At 47.7% G+C, this 21,138-nt stretch carries 13 protein-coding genes and 1 tRNA gene; 6 read left to right on the top strand and 8 right to left on the bottom strand.

The genetic code is table 11. From position 1 onward, the window contains the following. Nucleotides 1–2: 2 nt before the first annotated feature. On the bottom strand, nt 3–1,985 hold the full coding sequence (locus tag H6629_02410; GenBank protein MCB9066650.1) for a tetratricopeptide repeat protein: 1,983 nt from the start codon (nt 1,983–1,985) through the stop codon (nt 3–5). Nucleotides 1,986–2,295: 310 nt separating this feature from the next. Here H6629_02410 and cysC point away from each other — a divergent pair, with 310 nt between their 5' ends. The 5 genes from cysC (at nt 2,296) to H6629_02435 (ending at nt 10,054) form a co-directional block, all read left to right on the top strand. After that, nucleotides 2,296–2,901, top strand: a complete 606-nt coding sequence (gene cysC / locus H6629_02415) for an adenylyl-sulfate kinase (GenBank protein ID MCB9066651.1) — start codon at nt 2,296–2,298, stop codon at nt 2,899–2,901. A 36-nt stretch (nt 2,902–2,937) separates the two neighbouring features. Further along, nucleotides 2,938–4,098 carry a sulfate adenylyltransferase gene (sat, locus tag H6629_02420; protein MCB9066652.1) on the top strand — a complete coding sequence of 387 codons (1,161 nt, stop codon included), beginning with the start codon at nt 2,938–2,940 and terminating at the stop codon, nt 4,096–4,098. An 87-nt stretch (nt 4,099–4,185) separates the two neighbouring features. Further along, nucleotides 4,186–5,958 carry an SLC13 family permease gene (locus tag H6629_02425; protein MCB9066653.1) on the top strand — a complete coding sequence of 591 codons (1,773 nt, stop codon included), beginning with the start codon at nt 4,186–4,188 and terminating at the stop codon, nt 5,956–5,958. Between the two features lie 196 nt (nt 5,959–6,154). Then, entirely contained in the window at nt 6,155–7,243 is a 1,089-nt protein-coding gene (locus H6629_02430; protein MCB9066654.1) for an alginate lyase family protein, read from the top strand. A gap of 360 nt (nt 7,244–7,603) precedes the next feature. Then, nucleotides 7,604–10,054 carry a response regulator gene (locus tag H6629_02435; protein ID MCB9066655.1) on the top strand — a complete coding sequence of 817 codons (2,451 nt, stop codon included), beginning with the start codon at nt 7,604–7,606 and terminating at the stop codon, nt 10,052–10,054. Nucleotides 10,055–10,125: 71 nt separating this feature from the next. On the opposite strand, the gene H6629_02440 is transcribed toward H6629_02435, so the two are convergent. Genes H6629_02440 through H6629_02455 form a run of 4 tightly spaced genes read right to left on the bottom strand, consistent with a single transcriptional unit; the run spans nt 10,126 to nt 16,381 of the window. Continuing rightward, nucleotides 10,126–13,299 carry an efflux RND transporter permease subunit gene (locus tag H6629_02440; protein ID MCB9066656.1) on the bottom strand — a complete coding sequence of 1,058 codons (3,174 nt, stop codon included), beginning with the start codon at nt 13,297–13,299 and terminating at the stop codon, nt 10,126–10,128. Between the two features lie 59 nt (nt 13,300–13,358). Next, on the bottom strand, nt 13,359–14,402 hold the full coding sequence (locus H6629_02445; protein MCB9066657.1) for an efflux RND transporter periplasmic adaptor subunit: 1,044 nt from the start codon (nt 14,400–14,402) through the stop codon (nt 13,359–13,361). Between the two features lie 56 nt (nt 14,403–14,458). Beyond that, nucleotides 14,459–15,778 carry a TolC family protein gene (locus tag H6629_02450; protein MCB9066658.1) on the bottom strand — a complete coding sequence of 440 codons (1,320 nt, stop codon included), beginning with the start codon at nt 15,776–15,778 and terminating at the stop codon, nt 14,459–14,461. Next, the gene (locus tag H6629_02455; GenBank protein MCB9066659.1) at nt 15,779–16,381 is read right to left on the bottom strand and encodes a TetR/AcrR family transcriptional regulator; all 603 of its coding nucleotides are present in this window, start codon (nt 16,379–16,381) and stop codon (nt 15,779–15,781) included. A 268-nt stretch (nt 16,382–16,649) separates the two neighbouring features. Between H6629_02455 and H6629_02460 the strand changes: the two genes are divergently transcribed. Beyond that, on the top strand, nt 16,650–17,780 hold the full coding sequence (locus H6629_02460) for a glycosyltransferase family 4 protein (protein ID MCB9066660.1): 1,131 nt from the start codon (nt 16,650–16,652) through the stop codon (nt 17,778–17,780). A gap of 51 nt (nt 17,781–17,831) precedes the next feature. On the opposite strand, the gene H6629_02465 is transcribed toward H6629_02460, so the two are convergent. The 3 genes from H6629_02465 to H6629_02475 form a co-directional block, all read right to left on the bottom strand. Next, nucleotides 17,832–17,906: transfer RNA gene (locus H6629_02465), tRNA-Asp, on the bottom strand. A gap of 108 nt (nt 17,907–18,014) precedes the next feature. Further along, on the bottom strand, nt 18,015–19,376 hold the full coding sequence (locus H6629_02470) for a sigma-54-dependent Fis family transcriptional regulator (GenBank protein ID MCB9066661.1): 1,362 nt from the start codon (nt 19,374–19,376) through the stop codon (nt 18,015–18,017). A gap of 150 nt (nt 19,377–19,526) precedes the next feature. Beyond that, the gene (locus H6629_02475) at nt 19,527–21,041 is read right to left on the bottom strand and encodes a PAS domain-containing protein (protein ID MCB9066662.1); all 1,515 of its coding nucleotides are present in this window, start codon (nt 21,039–21,041) and stop codon (nt 19,527–19,529) included. Nucleotides 21,042–21,138 lie beyond the last annotated feature (97 nt).

Here is a 21,138-nt window from a genome sequence, read left to right on the forward strand (position 1 = left end):
GATTACGGCTGCTGTTTTATCGCCGATGTGATGATATGTGCCAACTGTTGCGCGTTGGGAAAATCCGGTGCGTTCTGCAACACAAACTGAATGGCTTGATTGGCGCGCGGTAAATCGCCCTGCAAAAACCAGGTTCGCGCCAAATCGAAATACAGACCCGGGTTATCGGGTTGCAATTGCAACGCCTGCTGCAAATACGGCAGCGCCAGCGACGGTTGTTTCTGCAGCAGCAAGATTCGCCCGATTTGCTGATACGCCGCGGCATTCGGTTCGATCGCCACCGCTTTTTTTAGCGCAGCCAGCGCTTCGTCAAATTGTTGCAGCCGGATGAGCATATCCGCCAAAAAAATATACGGCGACGGATTGATTTCCGAGGCAATCGCCAGCACGCGATATTCCGCTGCGGCTTTTTCCCACTGCTCGCGACTGCGGAACAGCTCCGCTGCTTTCACGTGCATGGCTTCCCAATTGATTTCGCCGAGCCAGAATTGGCGAACCAGTTGCACCACAGGATCTGCAGCGTTGGGAACCGGAAATTCCGCTTGCGGCAACGGCGCGTCCGGTTGAAACGGCCAGCCGGATTTCAGATAATCGATGCGCAAATCGCCCACCATTTTGTCCAGTTCGCTAACGCCGATGCGCTGCCGCCACAGCGAATCCGGCAGCGTCGCCACGACTGGCTCGCCGAGTGCACCGGATTGAATAATCGATTCGGCAAACGTTGTTGCCATCAGCAAATAGCCATCCACATTCGGATGCAGATGCTCCAGCAACAGCGCTTTTCCGGGCAAATTTCCCGGCGATTGCGCTTCGAACATTTCCCGAATCGGCACAATTCCAACGCCGGAGGATTCGCCAAATTTTTCGATAATCTGGTTGAGCACCTCGCTGGCGCGAAAGCGCAATCCGTCAAATTCTTTGGCGCGATAGAATGCGGCGTATGCTGCAGCAGAATCACCGGATGCTTCCAAAATTTGCCCCTGCAAAAAATATTGCGATGCGGGCAGCGAATCGATGGCAATTGCCGATTTCACAGCAATTGCGGCTTCGCTAAATTGCTGTTTTTCATAAAGTTGTTTTGCCACAGCAATTTGTTGCTGCCACTCAATTTTGCGCTGTTCTTCGCTAAAAACATCCACAAACGGTTGCTGGTCGCGAATGTTGCTCACCAGCGTCCCGATCATCACCGGCAGATTGCGATCGCGGCAGTGATCCAGCACATCGCCGATATTCCCGCGAAAAATTTCGCCGGCGCGATCGAACAAATCGCTGCGATAAGCGATGGCGCGATCCTGCACCATCCGCTGCATCAGCGTGCCGGATTCACCCGCTGCACTGCCGGCAAACATCTGGCGAACACCCGCCAATCCGTTGCTGATCAATTGCACCAACCGGAAATCGCGCAGCCGCAAATAGGTGTTCACCAGCCAGCGCGAACCGCCCAGCGATGCGGTCGATGCAACGCCCAATCCGCCGTAAAATTCGTTGTGTCCGGCGTAGATCAGCAGCATATCGGGTTGGTAATCGTCCAGTTGCAGCGCGATCTCCCGAACAGCGTAACTGGTGACGGCAGGCATCGCCAGGTTGATCACCTCAATCCGGCGATCCGGATAATATTCCCGCAACATTATTTTCAACATCGATGGAAATGATGCGTTGTATAAATAAGGATATCCCGCAGTTGTGGAGGCGCCCAACACAAAAATCCGGAACGCATCCGCCGGTTTTTGTTTCAAAAAAATATCGGTTACGGCGACTTCCGGACGGGTGTTTTTGCCGGGAAAATAGCGCTCACCCAGTTTTGGATTGATCGAATAATAATCGGGATTCGATTCGAACGTTTGGAACAGCGCAATCGTTTCGCCATATCCGGCGGCGCGCAGCACCAGTTCCGGCAGCACAATTGCAGCAACCGGAATGAGCAGCATCAGTACCCAAAAAAAGGGACGTTTGGCAGTTGAAGTTGTGTTCGAATGTTTGGTCATCAGGTTTTTTCCGGACATCAGTTGCGAAAAGCGGCGTTAGTGTACGCATTATTTTTTCTATTATCAAATCGAAAGCGAGAAAGAATCGCGGCAACAGATCGCCAACCGGTTACACCGGTTTAAAACGCGTTAACTCTTTATTTTACAGATTGCCTTCCGATAATTTATCAATTATATATTGAGTCTTGTTTCAAAATGTAATCTGGTTTTAACAGTAATGTCACCGCTTCTGTATGTTCAGCGAATATCTTTTCGACCACAAAAGGGAATGACTAATAAACTTAATTTCAGCGAAAGGTTAGGAAGACAAATGACCCAAAAATCAAGCAATATTTACTGGCACGAAGGGCAAATTAAACGCAGCGACCGGGAACGCGTGAACGATCACCGCGGCGCGTGCATCTGGTTTACCGGGCTTTCCGGCAGCGGAAAATCCACTTTGGCAAACGCCGTCGAAGAAAAATTATTTGAAAAAGGCATCCGCACTTACGTGCTGGATGGCGACAACATCCGTTTCGGATTGAACAAAAATCTGGGCTTTTCACCGGAAGACCGCACCGAAAATATTCGCCGGATCGGTGAAGTTGCCAAATTGTTTATTGATGCGGGAATGGTGGTGCTTACCGCGTTTATTTCCCCCTATCGCGATGATCGCGACAACGTTCGCGAAATTATGGCTGATGGCGATTTTATCGAAGTGTTTGTTGATTGCGATTTGGCGGTTTGCGAAGAACGCGATCCCAAAGGTTTGTATAAAAAAGCCCGCGCCGGCGTAATTCCGGAATTTACCGGCATTTCCGCTCCGTACGAAGCGCCGGAAAAAGCAGAACTGGTGGTCAACACCTCCAGCAAATCCGTTGATGAAAGCGCAGAAGAAGTGATAAGTTATTTAAAATCAAATGGTTATTTGAAGTAATTTTTGAACAGGAATTCGTCATTTTTAAAGGAGAAAATTGTGATTCAACCCCATGGTGGAACGTTAGTAAATCGATATGTAACCGGCGGCGACCGGGAAACCTTGCTCACCAAAGCGGCATCGATGCCCAAAATTCAGCTGGATGACAAAAACGTGTCCGATCTGGAAATGATCGCCAGCGGCGCAATGAGCCCGCTCACCGGATTTATGACCAGCAAAGATTATCACAGCGTTGTCAAAAATATGCGTTTGAACAGCGGTTTGGTGTGGAGCATTCCCATCACTTTAGCGGTGGATGCAGCCAAAGCAGCAGAATTGAAAGGCAAATCCCACGCCGCGCTTTTCGGCGAAAACGATGCCTTGCTGGCTGTTTTAACTGTTGAAGAAATTTATACTTACGATAAAAAAGTTGAAGCTGAAAATGTCTATCGTACCGATGACGGCGCGCATCCCGGCGTTGCGTATGTGTACGATCAGGGCGAGTATCTGGTCGGCGGCGAAATAGCCATGATCAATCGCCCCGCGCATGAAGATTTTCAGGATTACCGGCTGGACCCCGCACAAACCCGCAAAGCCTTTGCAGACAAAGGCTGGGAAACGGTTGTGGCATTCCAGACCCGTAACCCGATTCACCGGGCGCACGAATATCTGCAAAAATGCGCAATGGAAATTGTGGACGGGTTGCTGATCCACCCGTTGGTCGGTCGCACCAAATCCGACGACATTTCCGCAGAAGTTCGCATGCGCAGCTACGAAATTTTGCTCGACAAATATTATCCCGAAAACCGCTATTTCCTCTCCGTTTTTCCCGCGGCGATGCGCTACGCCGGCCCGCGCGAAGCGATTTTTCACGCGCTGGTTCGTAAAAATTATGGCTGCACGCACATCATCATCGGTCGCGACCATGCGGGTGTCGGCAACTATTACGGCACTTACGATGCCCAAACCATCTTCCACGATTTTACAGCGGAAGAGCTGGACATCACCCCGCTGTTTTTTGAACACTCCTTTTTCTGCCGGGATTGCGGCAACATGGCATCCGCCAAAACCTGTCCGCATGGCAAAGAATCGCATGTGTTTTTGAGCGGCACCAAAGTGCGCGAAATGCTCACCAACGGCCAAATTCCCCCGAAGGAATTCACCCGTCCGGAAGTTGCGCAATTGTTGATCGATGCGATGAAAGAAAACAACGGCTAATTTCGACCACAAACAATGCGGGAGAGTGCGATGCTTTCCCGCATTTCTTTTTTGCAGGCATCTGTAATAAAAACAAGGATTTGAGCAATGGAAGCGGGTTGGGAAGCCTGGGTTACTGTCGGGGTTATTTTGTTGATGCTGGTCGCGCTGATCCGGGATATCGCCCGGACAGATTTGGTAATTTTGGGCGCGCTGGCGATACTGTTGGTGTTTGGCATTTTGACACCGGAACAAGCGTTTGGTGGATTTTCCAATAAAGCGGTGCTGGCGGTCGGCGCGTTGTTTGTCGTTGCTGCCGGGGTTCAAAAAACCGGCGCGCTGCAATTTGCCGAACGATTGCTGTTTTCGCCATCGGGAAACCTGCAAATAACCACATTCCGGCTGATGTTTACCACTGCCACATTTTCGGCATTCCTGAATAACACACCCATCGTTGCGATGCTTATTCCTTCCGTTCGGAGCTGGTGCGAAAAAACCGGCAATCCCGCATCCAAATTAATGATCCCCCTTTCTTTTGGCGCCATTGTTGGCGGCATGACCACGCTCATCGGCACGTCCACCAATTTGCTCGTTGCCGGATTAATGGAATCTTCCGGTTACGAAGCGTTACATTTGTTCGATTTTGCATGGGTTGGCGTGCCCGCCGCGTTACTGGCGATTATCTATTTTTCGTTGATCGGGCATCGAATATTGCCGGATCGCCGGAAAACCGTGGTTCGCTTTGAAGAAGGGCTGCGGAACTGCAGCTTCGAATTCCGGATTGCGCTGGGATCGGTGTTGGTTGGCCAGTCGATCGAAGAAGCCGGTTTGCGCGCGCTGAAAGATGCCTACCTCGTTCACTTGCAGCGCAACGACGATATTATTCCATCATCTCCCGATACAATTTTACACGCATTCGACGTTCTCACATTTCTCGGCAGTGCGGTGGTTTTGGACCGACTGCTGGAACGGCCGGGGCTGGAACGGCTGGAAACCCGCATCGAATCGCCAGAGCACATCACGCTACCACTATTTGAGGCGGTTGTGTCGACAACATCGAGCCTGGTCGGCAAAAGCCTGCGGGATGCCGGATTCCGGGAACGCTTTCACGGCGTTGTGTTGGGCATTTATCGCCAGGATTCGCCGATTGAAGGCTCGATCAGCCGGGTGCCGATTCAGGCTGGCGATTTGCTGTTGGTGGAAGCCCGCGACGGTTTCGACAAACGCTGGAACCAGAATCGCGCAGAATTTTATCTGGTCGCCGCACGGCGCGAAAAAAAACACAAACCGTTGGTGGGCAAAGCCCCGCATGCTTTGGCAATTTTGCTGGGTGTCGTGTTGATCGCAGCATTTGGCATTGCGGATATTGTGACGACCGCGTTTATCGGCGCACTGGCGATGCTCATTTCCGGATGCCTGCGCACCGACGATCTCCGCACGGCAGTGGACATTCCCGTTTTAACAGTTATTGCTGCGGCAATCGGTCTCGGCAAAGCCATCGAAGTTACCGGATTGGCCAGCGCATTTGCGCTTTTGGTGACCAGCCAGACAGCTATTTTGGGTACGGTTGGCGTGCTGATAGCGGTGTATCTGGTTACCAGTTTGTTAACTGAATTGATCACAAATAATGCCGCAGCCGCGCTGATGACCGGCGTTGGGCTGGCTGCCGCGCAACAATTGGGCGCACCTCCGGCAGCATTTGCGCTGGCAGTGGCAATCGCCGCATCCGCCAGTTTTATGACGCCAATCGGTTATCAAACCAATTTGATGGTGCTTTCCGCTGGCGGTTATCGATTCTCGGATTTTATCAAAAGCGGCATCATCGTTAACCTGCTCGTCGGGATTACCGCCATTACGATGATCTGGCTACACTGGTTGTAACCGTTCGCCAACGGCAGTTTTGTTGTAAAGAAACTTCACAAATCCCCACGATTTCCCGCTGATATTTAACGCAAATCCCGCTAATTTCAACAGATACAGTTTTGGCAAACCATTTGCAACTGACGGACATGTCTGGAACAATCGCATTCGCGAACAGTTTTCAGAAAGGCAAGTTGGGAAAAACAGAGAGGAAAGAATGAAACTGATTATCAAATATTGCGGATTTGCATCGCTGATATCGCTGTTTTGGCTGGCTTCGGCGATGGCACAAACCAGCTATGGCATTTGGATCAGCGCTGCGGAATTACAGGAATTGCCCACCAGCGGCGCAGCGTGGAACAATCTGAAAAACGAAGCTGACAAATCCACCGGATCGCCGAATATTTCCAATCAGGACGACGATGTGAATGTTCGGGTGCTGGCAAAAGCGTTGGTTTACGCCCGAACCGGCGAAGCCAGCTATCGCAACGATGTAATTACTGCCTGCATGGCTGCCATCGGCACGGAGCAGGGCGGGCGCACATTGGCGCTCGGTCGCGAACTGATTGCATATGTGCTCGCTGCTGATCTGGTCGGGCTACCATCTGCAGATAACCAGACATTCCGGGCGTATATCCGCGATATGTTGACCGAAACGCTCGATGGCAAAACCCTGATTTCTACTCATGAGGATCGCCCGAATAATTGGGGCACCCACTGCGGCGCAACCCGTGCCGCCATTGCTGCCTATCTCGGCGATACTGCAGAAATGGATCGCGCAGCACAGGTGATGAAAGGCTGGCTCGGCGATCGCACAAGCTATGCAGAATTTTCATATGGCGATCTTGCATGGCAGGCAAATCCGTCCAATCCGGTGGGCATCAACCCTGCCGGTGCAACCAAAAACGGGCATTCCATCGACGGCGTGTTGCCGGATGACCAGCGTCGCGGGGGCGGATTTTCGTGGCCGCCGCCCAAAGAAAACTATGTGTGGGAAGGTTTGCAGGGCGCTATGGCAATGGCGGTTATCCTGCATCGCGCCGGTTACGATGTATGGAACTGGGAAAATCAGGCGTTGTTGCGCGCTGTCAAATGGCTGCACGAACAAGCTGATTTTCCTGCAACCGGCGATGATAACTGGGAACCATATATCGTAAATTATTATTATAATGAAAATTTTCCGACACAGTCCCCCACCAACCCCGGTAAAAATGTCGGTTGGACAGACTGGACGCACAGCGGCTCCGGGAGCGGAAACGGCAATTTACCACCTTCGCCGCCGCAAAATGTCCGCGTTGTTAATTGATAACCGAAACTTCATCCCATCCCTAATATCAGCCACATTGCTCCGCCATTTTTGGCGGGGCATTTTTTTGTAACAACTATCCTACGAAACGAGTCGCAGTTTTCAAATTTTATCGTGGCATTTCTATTCATAGCTATTGATTTACAGCAATGTTATTGATATAATTGGTCTTCGAAAACGACATCCGATGACAAACTCAACTTGCTCTTCTGAATCTTTTCTCCCAGCTTTTGATCGGGTACAGATAAAATCAATAACCATCACGGTCAACCGGTGAATCAAAACCAGACATTTTTGCGGCAAATGTTGCCAATTCTTTCCATCTTTTTGGGGGGAATACTGCTTTTATGCTGCTCGAGAATGCTACCGAATGACGATTCACCGGAAGCAGCAAATGGCATACTTGATCTGCGACACTGGAATTTCGCCGAAAATCCTGCGCTGAATCTCAACGGCGAATATGCCTTTTACTGGCAACAGTTTGTGCCCCCCGACAAAATCGACAGCGTGACGACTGAACCGGAATATGTATCCGTTCCCGACGATTGGAACTCCCGGAGAAGTCTTACGGATTTTGTTGAAGGACGCGGCTTTGCGACCTATCGGCTGCGCATTTTATTGCCACCCAATCCACCGAATTTATCCCTCAAATGTTACGATATTTCCAACGCCTATCGGTTATTTGTAAATGGCAAAAAGCTGCTCGCCATCGGGGAAGCCGGCACATCGCCGGAAACCAGCGTTCCGCGCTATCAGCCGCAAACTGTGGCAATGCCATCCGGCGAAACACAATTGGATTTGGTATTTCACGTTTCCAATTTTCACCACCGGCGCGGCGGCATTTGGGAAGTTCTGCAAATAGGAACAACCGATCAACTGGCTGCGATGCAGGTGAAGCAGTATTTTTGGGATTTTTTTCTGCTCGGTAGTATTTTTATTATGGCACTGTATCATTGCGGGTTATTTGCGCTGCGGCGGGAAGCCCGTTCGCTCATGTTTTTCGGGATATTCTGTTTTCTCATTTCCATTCGCCTGCTTTCCACCGAGGAAATTTATATTGTCCAACTGTTGCCAAATCTATCGTGGAGCAATGTGGTGCGGCTGGAATATCTCTCGCTTTATTTTGCTGTACCTGTGTTTGCGCGATTTTTGCGATCACTGTTTCGGGAGGAATTTCATCGCTATTTCATGATATTTTGCGATATTTTTGTTGGCATTTGCGTCATCATTGTGCTCTTTTTTCCGGTGTATTATTTTTCGTTTACCAGCCCGCTTTATCAAATATTTATGTTTTTTGCGTTGCTGTATGGTTTTCTGGTTCTCGTTCGCAGCACGCTTCACCAGCGCGAAAGTGCGCTGGCAATGTTGTTCGGTTACAGCATCATTTTTATTTCGGTTATCAACGATATATTGAATGTTAACAATGTTTTACACAACGGTGAATCAGTTGCTGTCGGGCTGTTTTTCTTCATTTTACTGCAATCATTTTTGTTAGCGGGACGCTATTCGCGTGCGATAAAAATGGTAGAAAAACAACGGGAGGCGCTCAAGCTGTCCAACCAACGCTACATCAACGAGCTGCACGAAAAACAAAAAACGCTGGAAGAAAAACGGATTCTGCAGGAAAAACTAACCCGTTCGCAAAAGCTGGAGGCGCTGGGCGTTTTAGCCAGCACTGTCGCACACGATTTGAACAATATTCTCTCCGCGATGGTTATTTATCCCGAAATTGTTCGACTGCGGGTGGGAAAAGACGCGGACACCCGGACAGCACTTTCCCGGATAAAAGAAGCCGGATTGCGGGCATCGGCGATCATTCAGGATTTGCTCACTTTGGCGCGCCGGAGCGTGATGACGCTGAAACCGCTGAACCTCAACGACGTGGTAACCGATTATATCGGCTCGCCGGAGCATCAGGTATTAAAAAAAGAACGCCCTGATATTGACTGCTTTTTTTTACAGGAGAAGAAGCTGGTAAACATTCTCGGATCGGAAATTCATCTCAAAAAAACACTGATGAATTTGATCCGTAATGCCGCAGAAGCACAGGAAAATGGCGGCGCAATTCGCATTACCACCCACAATTTGCATGCGGATGCGTCCGCCGCAAAACACCTGAATATTCCCGAAGGCACTTATGCGGTATTGCGCATCCGCGATGAAGGCGTGGGAATTTCCGCAAAAGATTTGCCGCATATTTTTGAACCGTTTTACTCAACCAAAAACCTCGGCAAAAGTGGCACGGGTTTGGGAATGAGCGTGGTTTGGGGCACTATGCAGGATCATCACGGGTTCGTCAAAGTTGAAAGCTCGCCAAATAAAGGATCAACGTTTTCACTGTTTTTTCCGGCAACCGGAGAGCAGCCGGAAACCACCGAAAACTGGATCACCGAGCCGTTCGAATTTTACCGTGGTAACGGCGAAACCATTTTGATTGTGGACGATTTGCCCGAACAGCGGCAAATGGCGCAGTTGATTATCAAGCAACTGCACTATCGTCCGTTAATTGCCAAAAATGGCGACAGTGCCCTGCAACAAATTGCCGACAACACTGTGGATTTGGTGCTACTGGATTTGGTGCTGAGCAACAGCGAAAGCGGATTAACGGTATTCCGGAAAATTCAACAACTCAGCCCGGAGATTAAAATTATTATGCTCACTGGCAGTTCAGATGCCAAAAGTGTTACAAATATGCAAATATCCGGCGTTCAGCACTACGTTTTCAAACCGTACACGGTTGAAAAATTGGGCGCGGCAATCCGCGAAGCACTGTATCCCGATGCCGGTAACGTTGCGCCCGGCACCGAATAAAAAAAAAGGCAGCGATTACAGGAACCGCCACCTTTTGTCTTACAGAATTAATTTTTCTAATTTTATATTTTTCAGGAAGTTGCGCCACCCAAATTCAGGTCTTTTTCATCCGCTACTGCAGCAGGTTCTGTTTCATCTTCTTCTGCACTAACCAGCATATCGCTGAAAATAAAGTAGAGCACAGGCACAATCACCAGCGTAAGGGCTGTGGCAAACATCAATCCGAAAATCACTGCGATACCCATTCCGCTCCACCATTGCGAGCTTTCCGCACCAAACTGGATGAATTTATCGATATTTCCGGTCATCAATCCAATAAAATCAATATTGATACCCATCGTCAACGGCACCAGCCCGAGAATGGTTGTAATTGCAGTTAAAATAACCGGACGCAAACGGGTTTTGCCGCCTTCGATAATGGCTTCCAGTTTGGAGAAACCGCGTTCCCGTAGTTTTTGCACATAATCGATGAGCACGATGGCGTTGTTTACTACCACACCCGCCAGTGAAATCACACCGATGCCGGTCATAATGATGCCAAACGGACGACCGGTGATCAGCAGTCCGGCGAACACGCCAAACAGCGAGAGCACCACAGACATCATGATTACAAACGGCAGCGTTATGGAGTTGAATTCCGCCACCAGCAATAGAAAAATCAGCAGCAGCGCAACGCCCAACGCTTTCACAAGAAATATCATATCCTTCATTTGCTCTTCGTTTTGCCCCGCAAAAGTAACCGTGTAGCCTTCCGGCATTTCAAATTTGGAAAGGCGCTCTTTTACTTCCTGCAGTACTTCCTGATCTTTACCGCCGAGTGCTTCTGCGGTAATCGTTACCACCCGGTCGCCACCAACGTGGTTGATGCTGCTCAATCCGGATGCCAGTTCGATGGTCGCAAAATTGGCCAGTGGATAGTGAACACCTTCCTCAAAAATGGTCAGATTGAGAAGATCGTTGTAATTATTGCGGAAATTCTCACCGAAGCGAACCGTGATGTCGTATTCATCCGTGCCAATGCGATAATCGGAGGCTTCCGTTCCGTTGACCGCCGTACGGATGGTGCTGGCGATTTTGGCGGTGTTCAGCCCGGCCAGCGCCGCTTTTTCCCGATCGATACGAATCTGGAGCTCCGGCTTACCTTTTTCGTAATCGTCTTTCAATTGGGTAATGTTGGGCACGTCCTGAATTTCGCGAATCATTTGAGCAGAAATTTTTGCCAGTTCGTTGAAATCGTCGCCCTTTATTTGCACTTCAACCGGTTTTCCGGTTGGCGGGCCATCTTCCGGCTGAATAACATCGATGGATGCGCCGGGAATTCCCTTTACTTTCTGGGCAACCTGATCCAATGTTAAATATGAACTTTGGCTGCGTTCCCATTTATCCTTTAAGTCTATGGTTACTCTGGCTTTATGCGAAGTGGTTCCGCCGCCGCCAAAGCTAACCACATCGCTCACCTGCCCGACATCGGCAACGTATGTTTCCAAATCCGGAGTGTCGGCAATGCGTTTTTCGATGATCTTGACGATTTCGTCGGTGGTTTCCAGCCGCGTTCCCAACGGCGCTTCCACATCTACCAGCACCTGGCGCGGTTCTGATGCCGGGAAATATTCCGTCCCGCTGTTGAACATGATGAAAATAGCAATCATCGCAAAATAACCGATGACAGCCAAACTCACTGTTGTTTTGCGATATTGCAGCGCCCAGCGCAATGTTTTTTCGTATTCGGTAATCAGCATCCGCAATAACCGGTCACCGGGCAGACGGTTCATTTTTTCATCTATTTTTATATAAGATGAGGCGAGAACCGGGTTAAAAATCAGCCCGACAAACAGCGAACACGCCAGCGTAATAATTAAGGTAATGGGAATCAGGCTCATAAATTCGCCGATAATTCCCGGCCAAAACAGTAGCGGCAAAAATGCCATCAGCGTTGTTGCGGTGGAAACGACCACTGCCATTCCCACTTCTGCGGTGCCGTCTTTTGCGGCGCGCATCAGGGTTTTGCCCTCATCGTGGTGTCGATATATATTTTCGATGATCACAATGGCGTTATCCACCAACATCCCCAGCGCCAAAATGAGGCTGAACAGCACCATCATATTCAGGGTGTAACCCATCAGGCTGATCACCACAAACGAAATCAGCATCGATAGCGGAATGGCGATGCCCACCAGCAAACCGTTGCGGGTGCCCATAAAAAAGTAGAGCACAAAAACCACCAGCAACAATCCCGCGATGATGTTGTTTTCCAAATCCCGCACCATATCGCGAATGTCTTCGGATTGGTCCAGCACAACCGTGTAATTGGTTTTTCCGGGAAAATGCGGTTTGGCTTTTTCCAGAATTTCTTTGGCTTTATCTGTAATATAAATAATGTTTTCGCCGCTGCGTTTGGAGATGGAAAGCGTAACGCTCGGATGGGTATTCAATCGCGAAAAGCTGCTTTCTTCCTTAAATCCGAAAAATACATCGGCGATGTCGTACAGATAAATCGGCGAGCCGTCTTTGGCTTTCACAACGATGTTGCGAATTTCATCCACCGAGCTGAATTCGCCCGGAACGCGCACTGTCCATTTTAGCGAGGTGCTTTTGGTTGATCCGCCCGGCAAGGTCATATTTTCATTTTGGATGGCTTTGATAACATCGTCCACACCCAAATTGTAATATTGCAACCGTGTCGGGTCTACATCAATTTTCACTTCGCGTTCCAGTCCGCCGGAAATGGTTACGTCCAGCACGCCGGGAATATCTTTGAATTTATCTTCCAGATCTTCCGCGATATCCTTCAACCGGACCAGCGATTGCTCACCGCTGATGCTGACAATCATGATCGGAACCGATTCGAAGCTGAATTCCTGCACAATCGGGTCTTCCAGATCGGACGGTAAATCCGGCTTTGCCAGATCCACTTTTTCGCGAACCTTTCGCAGCGCTTCGTCCACTTCCATATCGGGCTCAAATTCCGCCTGAACACTGGCGTACCCCTCACTGGCAGAGGACGTTAATTTTTTTATTTTATTGATTTCTTTCAGTTTTTCTTCAATCGGCTGAATCACCAGCGTTTCCATATCTGCCGGAGAAACCCCAGGATACGGTGCTGCCACAAACACCAGCGGCTGTTTGATATCCGGAAAGGATTCCAGCGGCAAACTGATGTAAGAAACCAGCCCCATAATGGTGATGATGAACAGCAGCACATAAACGCTGTTTTTGGTTTTCAGCGCTGTGTTGGTTATTAGCATAACAAATCCTGATACTTTAAGTGTTTTACAATATTCAACTTAGCCATAGTAATGGGGATTTAGTTGATCACTTCGATCGAGTCGCCGTCGGTCAATTCGCGATGCCCGACGTAAATCAATTGTTGTCCGGATTTCAGTCCGTTAACCATTACGTTATTCTGGTTGATTGCTTCCTGCTGAACGGCAACGCGTTTTGCAACCGCGCCATCTTTCACGAAAACATACCACCCTTTTTCCGATTCTACCAATGCATCCAGCGGCACAACAATCTGGTTTTCATGCGATTCACGAAGAATGCGCAAATTGGCAATCATCGCCGGCGCTAGTTTGCGCTCTTTATTTTGCATCGTTACTTCCACCGTAAACGTCCGGTTATTTGCCTCGATGCTGCGGGAAACAAAGGTCACTTTTGCATCGATTTTCATTTCCGGATAGGCATCGAACGATACTTCAACCGGCGTTCCCACTTTGATGTCGCTCATAAACCGCTCCGCGACACCGGCGCGAACCCGCATCACTTCGTTATCGATAAATTCGAACATCGGGGACATCGGGTTTGCGTATGCACCCAAATCGTAATACCGGTCGTTGACCAATCCGTTCAACGGCGCTTTGATAAACAGCTTATCGTAACGGGCTTTCGCCAGATTGTAAGCTGCCTGCGCGGATTGCATCGTGTATGCCGCATTCAGATATTCATTTTCCGAAATCGCCCGTTTTTCATACAGCACGTTTTTACTTTTGTGGTCCAGTTCCGCCTGTCGTAGCGCTGCTTCCGCCTGCTCATATTGAGCTTTAATGATATTATTTTCCAACACCGCAAGGGTTTCGCCGGCTTTGGCGTAGCTGCCTTTGTCTTTCAGAACTTTCAATAGCGTGCCGCCTTCTTCAACCATGATTTTTACATGGTTGCGGGCTTCCACTGTACCGGTAATCTGCAGATAATTTGCGAATGAAGCAGGTGCCAGCTTCATCACTTTTACCGGTGTTGTTTTCGCAGAAATAGTTGATGCACCGGCTTCGCTGGCTTCGCCTTCACCGGAGCAACTGTTCAACACAACTGCTATCACTACAAGAGCGCTGAGGATAATCCATCGCTTCATAATTGCCATCCTTTGAAGAATTAAATAGTTGTTTTTCATTGATTTACTTTTTTTTACTAATTAACAGATTCGCTGCCTGTTGCCAGTTCCCATTCAAAATAGGCCCGCAGATAATCGTAAATTGCCGAATAATAATTGACCTGTGCCTGATCCAGCGCCACCCGGCTGTCTTTCAATTCCACCTGCGTGGAAAGCCCGTTATCCACCCGGGTTTGGGCAATTTCGAATGTGCGCCGGGCGGTGCTTACGGCAACTTCGTTGGCACGAATTCGCTGCATCGCCTCTTTGAGGCGCAACGCCAGATTTTCCAGCTCCACCTCAATATTGTCCTCCGCCAATTGGATGCGGGTGGTTACCCGATCCACATCTGCACTGGCGCGTCGTACATTTGCCACGCGATTGCCACCGGAAAATATGGGAATGTTCAGCGATAAACCGATAATGTAGTTATCATTATCCTGCTCCAATTTAAACTGATCTGACGCTGCAGAATATGTGTAAGTGAACGAACCTTCCAGCGATGGGAAAAAATCCGCTTTTTGGGCAGATACATTTTTCTCTCGGAGCTTTTTTTCCCACAGCATTGCGTTGTAATCCGTCCGTTTTTCTTTGGCGTTTTCCACGGAAAATTCCGCCGGCATTGCCGGATAAGTAGCAAGCCCGCCATCCAGCGTCAATTCCTCGTTAATCGGCACACCAACGAGCACTTTCAATCCATTAAGTGCAGATTCGTATTCCTGGCTTGCGCGATATGTTTGGGGAATGCTGATTTGCCAACGCACTTCAGCCTGCAACAAATCGTATTCCGATAATACGCCGGCATCAAATTTCGTTTTCAGGTTTTCGTAATTTTCCCGGGCGCTCACTTCGGAATCTTTGGCAACTTCCAGAACATTTTTCGCCAGCAGCACGCCGTAAAATGCGGTTTTCACCTGCATCATCACCTCTTGCCGGGTGCGTTCGTAGCTCAATTCCGTCATCCGGTCGAAGTATCGCGCCGCCTGAATTGCCATACCAACTTCAAAGCTGAACAAGGTTTGCCGCAACACTGCGTTCATCTGAAATTCGTTGCGAAACGACGCCTTAAAACTCTGACGGACTGTTTCGCCGGTTAGCGGATCAGGTGCTTCAAAGAAGAACAGATTTTCCTGTAAATTGCGATTGTATCCGGCATTCAGGCTAATTTCCGGCAATGCGCGGGAAAAAGCGCCCAGTTTTTCAGCAGAAGCTGTTTTCAAATCAGCTTTGGCTAACTGTATTTGTTTATTGTTTTGTTCTGCCAATTTCAAAATTTGGGTCAGATCGTATGATTCCGCCTGTGCACCGCCGATCAAAACGATCGCCGCAATCAACAGGCTCCAGGTACGGCTTGCCATCTATATTCTCCTTGAAATTCCTTTGATAATAATTTCGTTAACTGTATGCATAATCGCTTCGCGCTCGTCGGGATTAAACACTTCAATCCAGTTGAGATTCACAAATTCCCGCATCAGCGCGATAGCAGAAACCACTGTATCCACATTTTCGAATTCGAAAATACCTTCGTTTTGACCGTCCACCAAAATCGTTTTCAGTTTTTCCATTACAATCGTTCTGATTTTCCCGATAATCGGATGCCCCAACGGCGAATGCTCCCACATGTATTGCGGACAATCCGCCAGCTTTTCGGCATACATTTTTTTCCCTTCATAAATCGCCTCGAAAAATCTCAGAATACGTTGATCCGCCGGGATTTCTTTGGGAATTTTAGATTCAATAAGATCAACAAATTCGATGGCTTCATCGAGCACGATTTCATTGAAAATATCTTCTTTACTTTTATAATAGTAATACAACGTTGGTTTTGCGATATCGCATTGTCTGGCAATATCACTCATCGATGTTTTGCTGAATCCGAACCGAAAAAAAAGCTCTCTTGCAGCTTTTTTGATATAATTTTTTTTATCGTTATCGCCGTTGTTGTGCATTGCATCTTTCATTTTTACAGATTTACCACTTTTTTCACAATTATTATTTTCGACTAATTTCGAAATCGGTCGAAATTATAACCTCGAATTATTTTAAACGCAACTATAATTTTTTTGTTACTCAAAAATTTATTTTTTTACGAGTCTTTAATCAAAGAAAAATGAAATGCTTTAGGTTCAATATGTTAATTGAATACCGATTTTGCCGATAACAACTATTGAATATCTCAAATTCGGTTCGATTCATCGGTTTGTTTTTACAACTAAACATATGATAACAATGAACTTATTGAACATATGCGATTCATCGGATTGGAGCGACCTGGAACGGCAAGTGCTCAAAATATCACTTGAGCAGGAAAAGCATGGCTGTGGTGTAACCCTGCTGTGTCGCGCAGAATCCATTCTGGAAAAGAAAGCCAGAGAGCTGCCGCTAACCGTAGTTTCATTTCCCGATTCCCGGTGGCGGGCACCGCTAAAAATTGCCCGGTTGCTCAATTCAACCGATTTTGCGGTAATTCACGCCTATTCCTGGACAGATTTGAACCATCTTTCGCTGGCGATAAAATTAAATAAATGGCAGGGAAAACTGTTTTATACGCACCAAACCTTGTTTCAGGAACGGATGACCGATACGATTTGGCGACGAGTAGTTGCACCGCTAAACCGGGTTTTTGCGATTTCGCACATGCACCGGCAAAATTTGCAAGCGAACGGCCCCACGCTCCCCTGCCCTGTCGAAGTGCTTCCACATAGCGTTGATTTACAAAGATTTAACCCCGATTTTTATCGCAGATTGGATATCCGTGAGACGCTGCTGCTGGACCCCGAAACTTTACTTATCAGCATTTTTGGTGAAATTTGTCCGGCAAACGGACAGTTGGATTTTTTGAAAGCGGCAGCAATCATCAAAAGGAAATCCCGAAAAAAAGTCATGTTTTTGATTGTCGGAGCAGCAAACCCCAAAAATGCAGATTACGAAAAAGAATTGCACAGGCAAACGCTGACAGAACTGGATTTGGAGCAGGATATTATTTGGGCAGGTTACCGGGAAAATACGCCAGAGTTGATGAAAGCCAGCGACATCCTGATGGTCCCGACCCACCAAACCGGCAACGAAATGACGGTTTTGGCGGCAATGGCAATGCGCTTACCGGTTGTTGCTTACAACTTTGCGGGAATTCCGGATATAATGGAAAATCACCAAACCGGTTTGTGGGTGTTGCCGGGAGATTTTGACAATTTGGCGGATGCCGTAATTAAACTGGTTCACAACCAAAGGCTGCGCCAGCATTACGGGCTGAGCGGGCGAATTCGGGTTGAGCAGCAGTTTGATCTTAAAAATTATATTGCCAATTTGGCAAAAATATATGAGTCCGATGTTCCAAAAAGTAAATTGGCAGAAAAATAACATTTGCCCGAAAACACAAAAGGGAAGCTTTTGGCTTCCCTTTTCAACTTGCGGGGCCGACGAGAATCGAACTCGCGACCTCCGGCGTGACAGGCCGGCGTTCTAACCGGGCTGAACTACGACCCCGTATGTTTTGTGTTTGATGCTGTCATCATCAAAGCGGGCTTAATATAGATTTTCAGATGTGGCAAATCAAGATAATTTTAAAAAAATTTGAACTACTTTTAATGCCAATTAATTTATCCCGTATTTCTTCAATTTAGACATAAATGTACTCCGATGGATTCCCAGTTTTTCGGCTGTTCGCAATTTGTTATGGCCGAAATCGCTCAATGCTTTCAATATTAATGCTTTTTCAAATTCTTCAACTAATTCTACCAATGTATCATCTTCGTTGATATCAACTGTCGGAAATTTGTCATTATTCATTCCAATTGTTTCCGGGAAATCTTTAATCGTGAGCATCTCCGTACGGCTCAACACCGTTGCCCGCTCCAGCACATTTTCCAATTCACGGATATTTCCCGGCCATTCGTAATTCATTAGTGCGCTCATTGCATCATCATCCACACCAACAATTTTTTTGCCGAATTCAGTGTTAAATTTATTGATAAAATGACTGATCAGCAGTGGAATATCATCTTTCCGATCTTTTAATGGCGGTACGAGCACCGGAATAACATTTAACCGGTAATACAAATCCTGCCGGAATTCTTTTAACAAAATGGCTTCTTCGAGGTTGCGGTTGGTTGCAGCAATAATCCGCACATCAACTTTGATGGTATCATTTCCGCCAACCCGCTCAAATTCCTTTTCTTGCAAGACACGCAATAACTTGATTTGCATATTCGGTGTAATGTCACCAATTTCATCCAAAAACAGCGTGCCGCCATTGGCTAATTCAAATCGCCCCATTTTATCTTTAATTGCGCCGGTGTATGCACCTTTCACATGCCCGAACAATTCGCTTTCCAGTAAACTATCGGAGAGCACACCGCAATTCACTTTAACAAACGGGCCTTTGCTGCGATCGGAATTATAGTGAATGGCATGGGCAATCAGCTCTTTTCCGGTGCCGTTATCGCCCCGGATGAGCACGGTTGAGGACGTTTGGGCAACCGCGTTAATCCGGTCAAACATTTCTGTCATCACGGCAGTTTTGCCGATGATTTTATCGAAATTATATTTTTTGCGCACTTCCCTGCGCAACTCATGATTTTCGCGTTCCAGTGAGCGCAGTCGCGCCAGATTATGCACTTTGGTCAACACTTCGTCCAGCCGGAAGGGTTTTAAAATGTAATCTTTTGCACCCATTTTCATCGCTTCGACGGCGGTTTCGATGGTGCCGTGCGCCGTTACCATTATCACGGCAATATCCGGGAAATCCTTTCGAACCCGTTCTAACAGCTCCATCCCATCCATTTTGGGCATAATAATATCCGAAACAATAATGTCCGGCGAATGTTCATGTACCGATTCCAGCGCCTGCTCTCCATCTTCTGCGGTAATGGTTTCGTAACCGTTTTTGACGAACAGCTCTTCCATCAAATCGAGCGCTTCGGACTCATCATCAACAACCAGTACATTTTTACCCATTGACTTTTCCATCATTCAATACCTCCGTAACTCAGAAACCTGCTCCACAGCAGAGCTGCGGTAATTATAACTGGTTAAAAAAAATAATTTATTGGATTTCATCAAACACCATTTCCGGTCAACCTGTTTTTTTACCGGAAAATGGCGCGATCATGATTTCTTTTTGACTTTTTTTCGTGACTCCGTTTCGTCAACTACCGGTGAGCTGGCAACGGTAAATAAAATTCTGATCCGGGTTTGCTGATTGGATCGCCGGGCGATGGAAATTTCGCCGCTGTGCGATGTGAGAATGGAGTGCAGCAAGGCAATATCCAACACCGAATAGCGGTCATTCGGCTCCAGATCCAGACTGTTGAAATCGCGAAACAGCGTTTCCGGGATGTTCGATTTGGGCAAATCGATTTGCAATTCGAGATGTGGCGATTGTGACGGCGCATTCAACAACTGAAAATCGATCGATAACGGTGATTTTGGATCGACCAGCCGTTTGACCGTGCGAAACAGATATCCCAACGCATCGCCGATTTGCAGCCGGTTGCCTTTTACGCGCAAATTTCCGTATTCCGGAAGATAGTGCAACTGAAACTGAGCAGCGTTTTCGCCTTCGTTTTGCGCGATGTATGCTTCCAGAAACGGGATCAGCGGGAATGATTCCGGCACGGTATCGGATTTGTTGACATTAAATTTGCGCAACTGCCCGATAATTCCGGAAATCCGCTCCAACTGTTGATTAATAATCGAAATCGATTTGGCAGCGCCGGGATCCGAATATTGTTGCTCCAGCAATTGCACCCTGCCGGATAAAATATTCATGGGATTCTGGATTTCATGCGCCAGCGCATTGGACAAATATTGAATTGTGCTCAATTTTTCCTTTCGCACAGAAAGCATAAATCGCTCCTGCGAGATGGAATAATGTTCAAGTTTCACCAAAATCAGGGTGTTATTATCCGAATCGACCGGCAACACACTGGCGTTCATATTTGCGGCAATCCCGTCATCGCCGTCATTCGTCCGGATGGTTACCATGTAGCCATCAACGGAAGGCTGGCTTTTGAGTTGCTGGCGCAAATGGTGCAAAATTTTATAGCCATCTTCTAAAAAATCGTATAAATGCTGATCAAACAACACTTCAGAAGGTTGCTCGATCAAACTTTCAAACGCGTTGTTACAGTACAAAATTGATGAGTTTTCGTCGATAACGACCACTGCTTCAGGGAATCCGTTCAGCAGGTGTTGATAAAATGATTTCTGGCGACGCAATTCTCGCACGGCGCGATCGGCATCCTGCTGTCTGCGCAGCAGCGTTTCGGCTTGCCGAAGGGTTATTTTTACCATTTCCGGTAGCAGCGGCTTACCAATATAACTGTCGATATCTTCGACAGGTATGTTCAGACTTTCTGTAGATTGTGTCGCGGGAATCATCAGTACTGTAAATAAATCCGGCAGATGCGTTTTTAACTGGTAGAATGTCGGCAGACTGCTTTCCGTTAGCCATTCACTGGAAATAAACAAAATATCAACACTAAAATGGCGGCTTTTGACAACAGCTTCCTGCAAAGATGCACAGTTCAGAAATTGATAATGACGTTCCGAGAGCTGCTCCTCAAGCATTTGATGCTGACTGGTATCGCTGTCTATCAGCATCAGCGTTTTTGAAATCATACAACCTCCAACAGTCTATCCTGAAATAATAATTGAATCAACGAGCTTGCAGCAAAAACCATGCAATACAACGCAAACCGAAGAATGATGACTCCGG

It is taken from the genome of Calditrichia bacterium (assembly GCA_020634975.1).
In the GTDB taxonomy this organism is placed as follows: domain Bacteria; phylum Calditrichota; class Calditrichia; order RBG-13-44-9; family J075; genus JACKAQ01.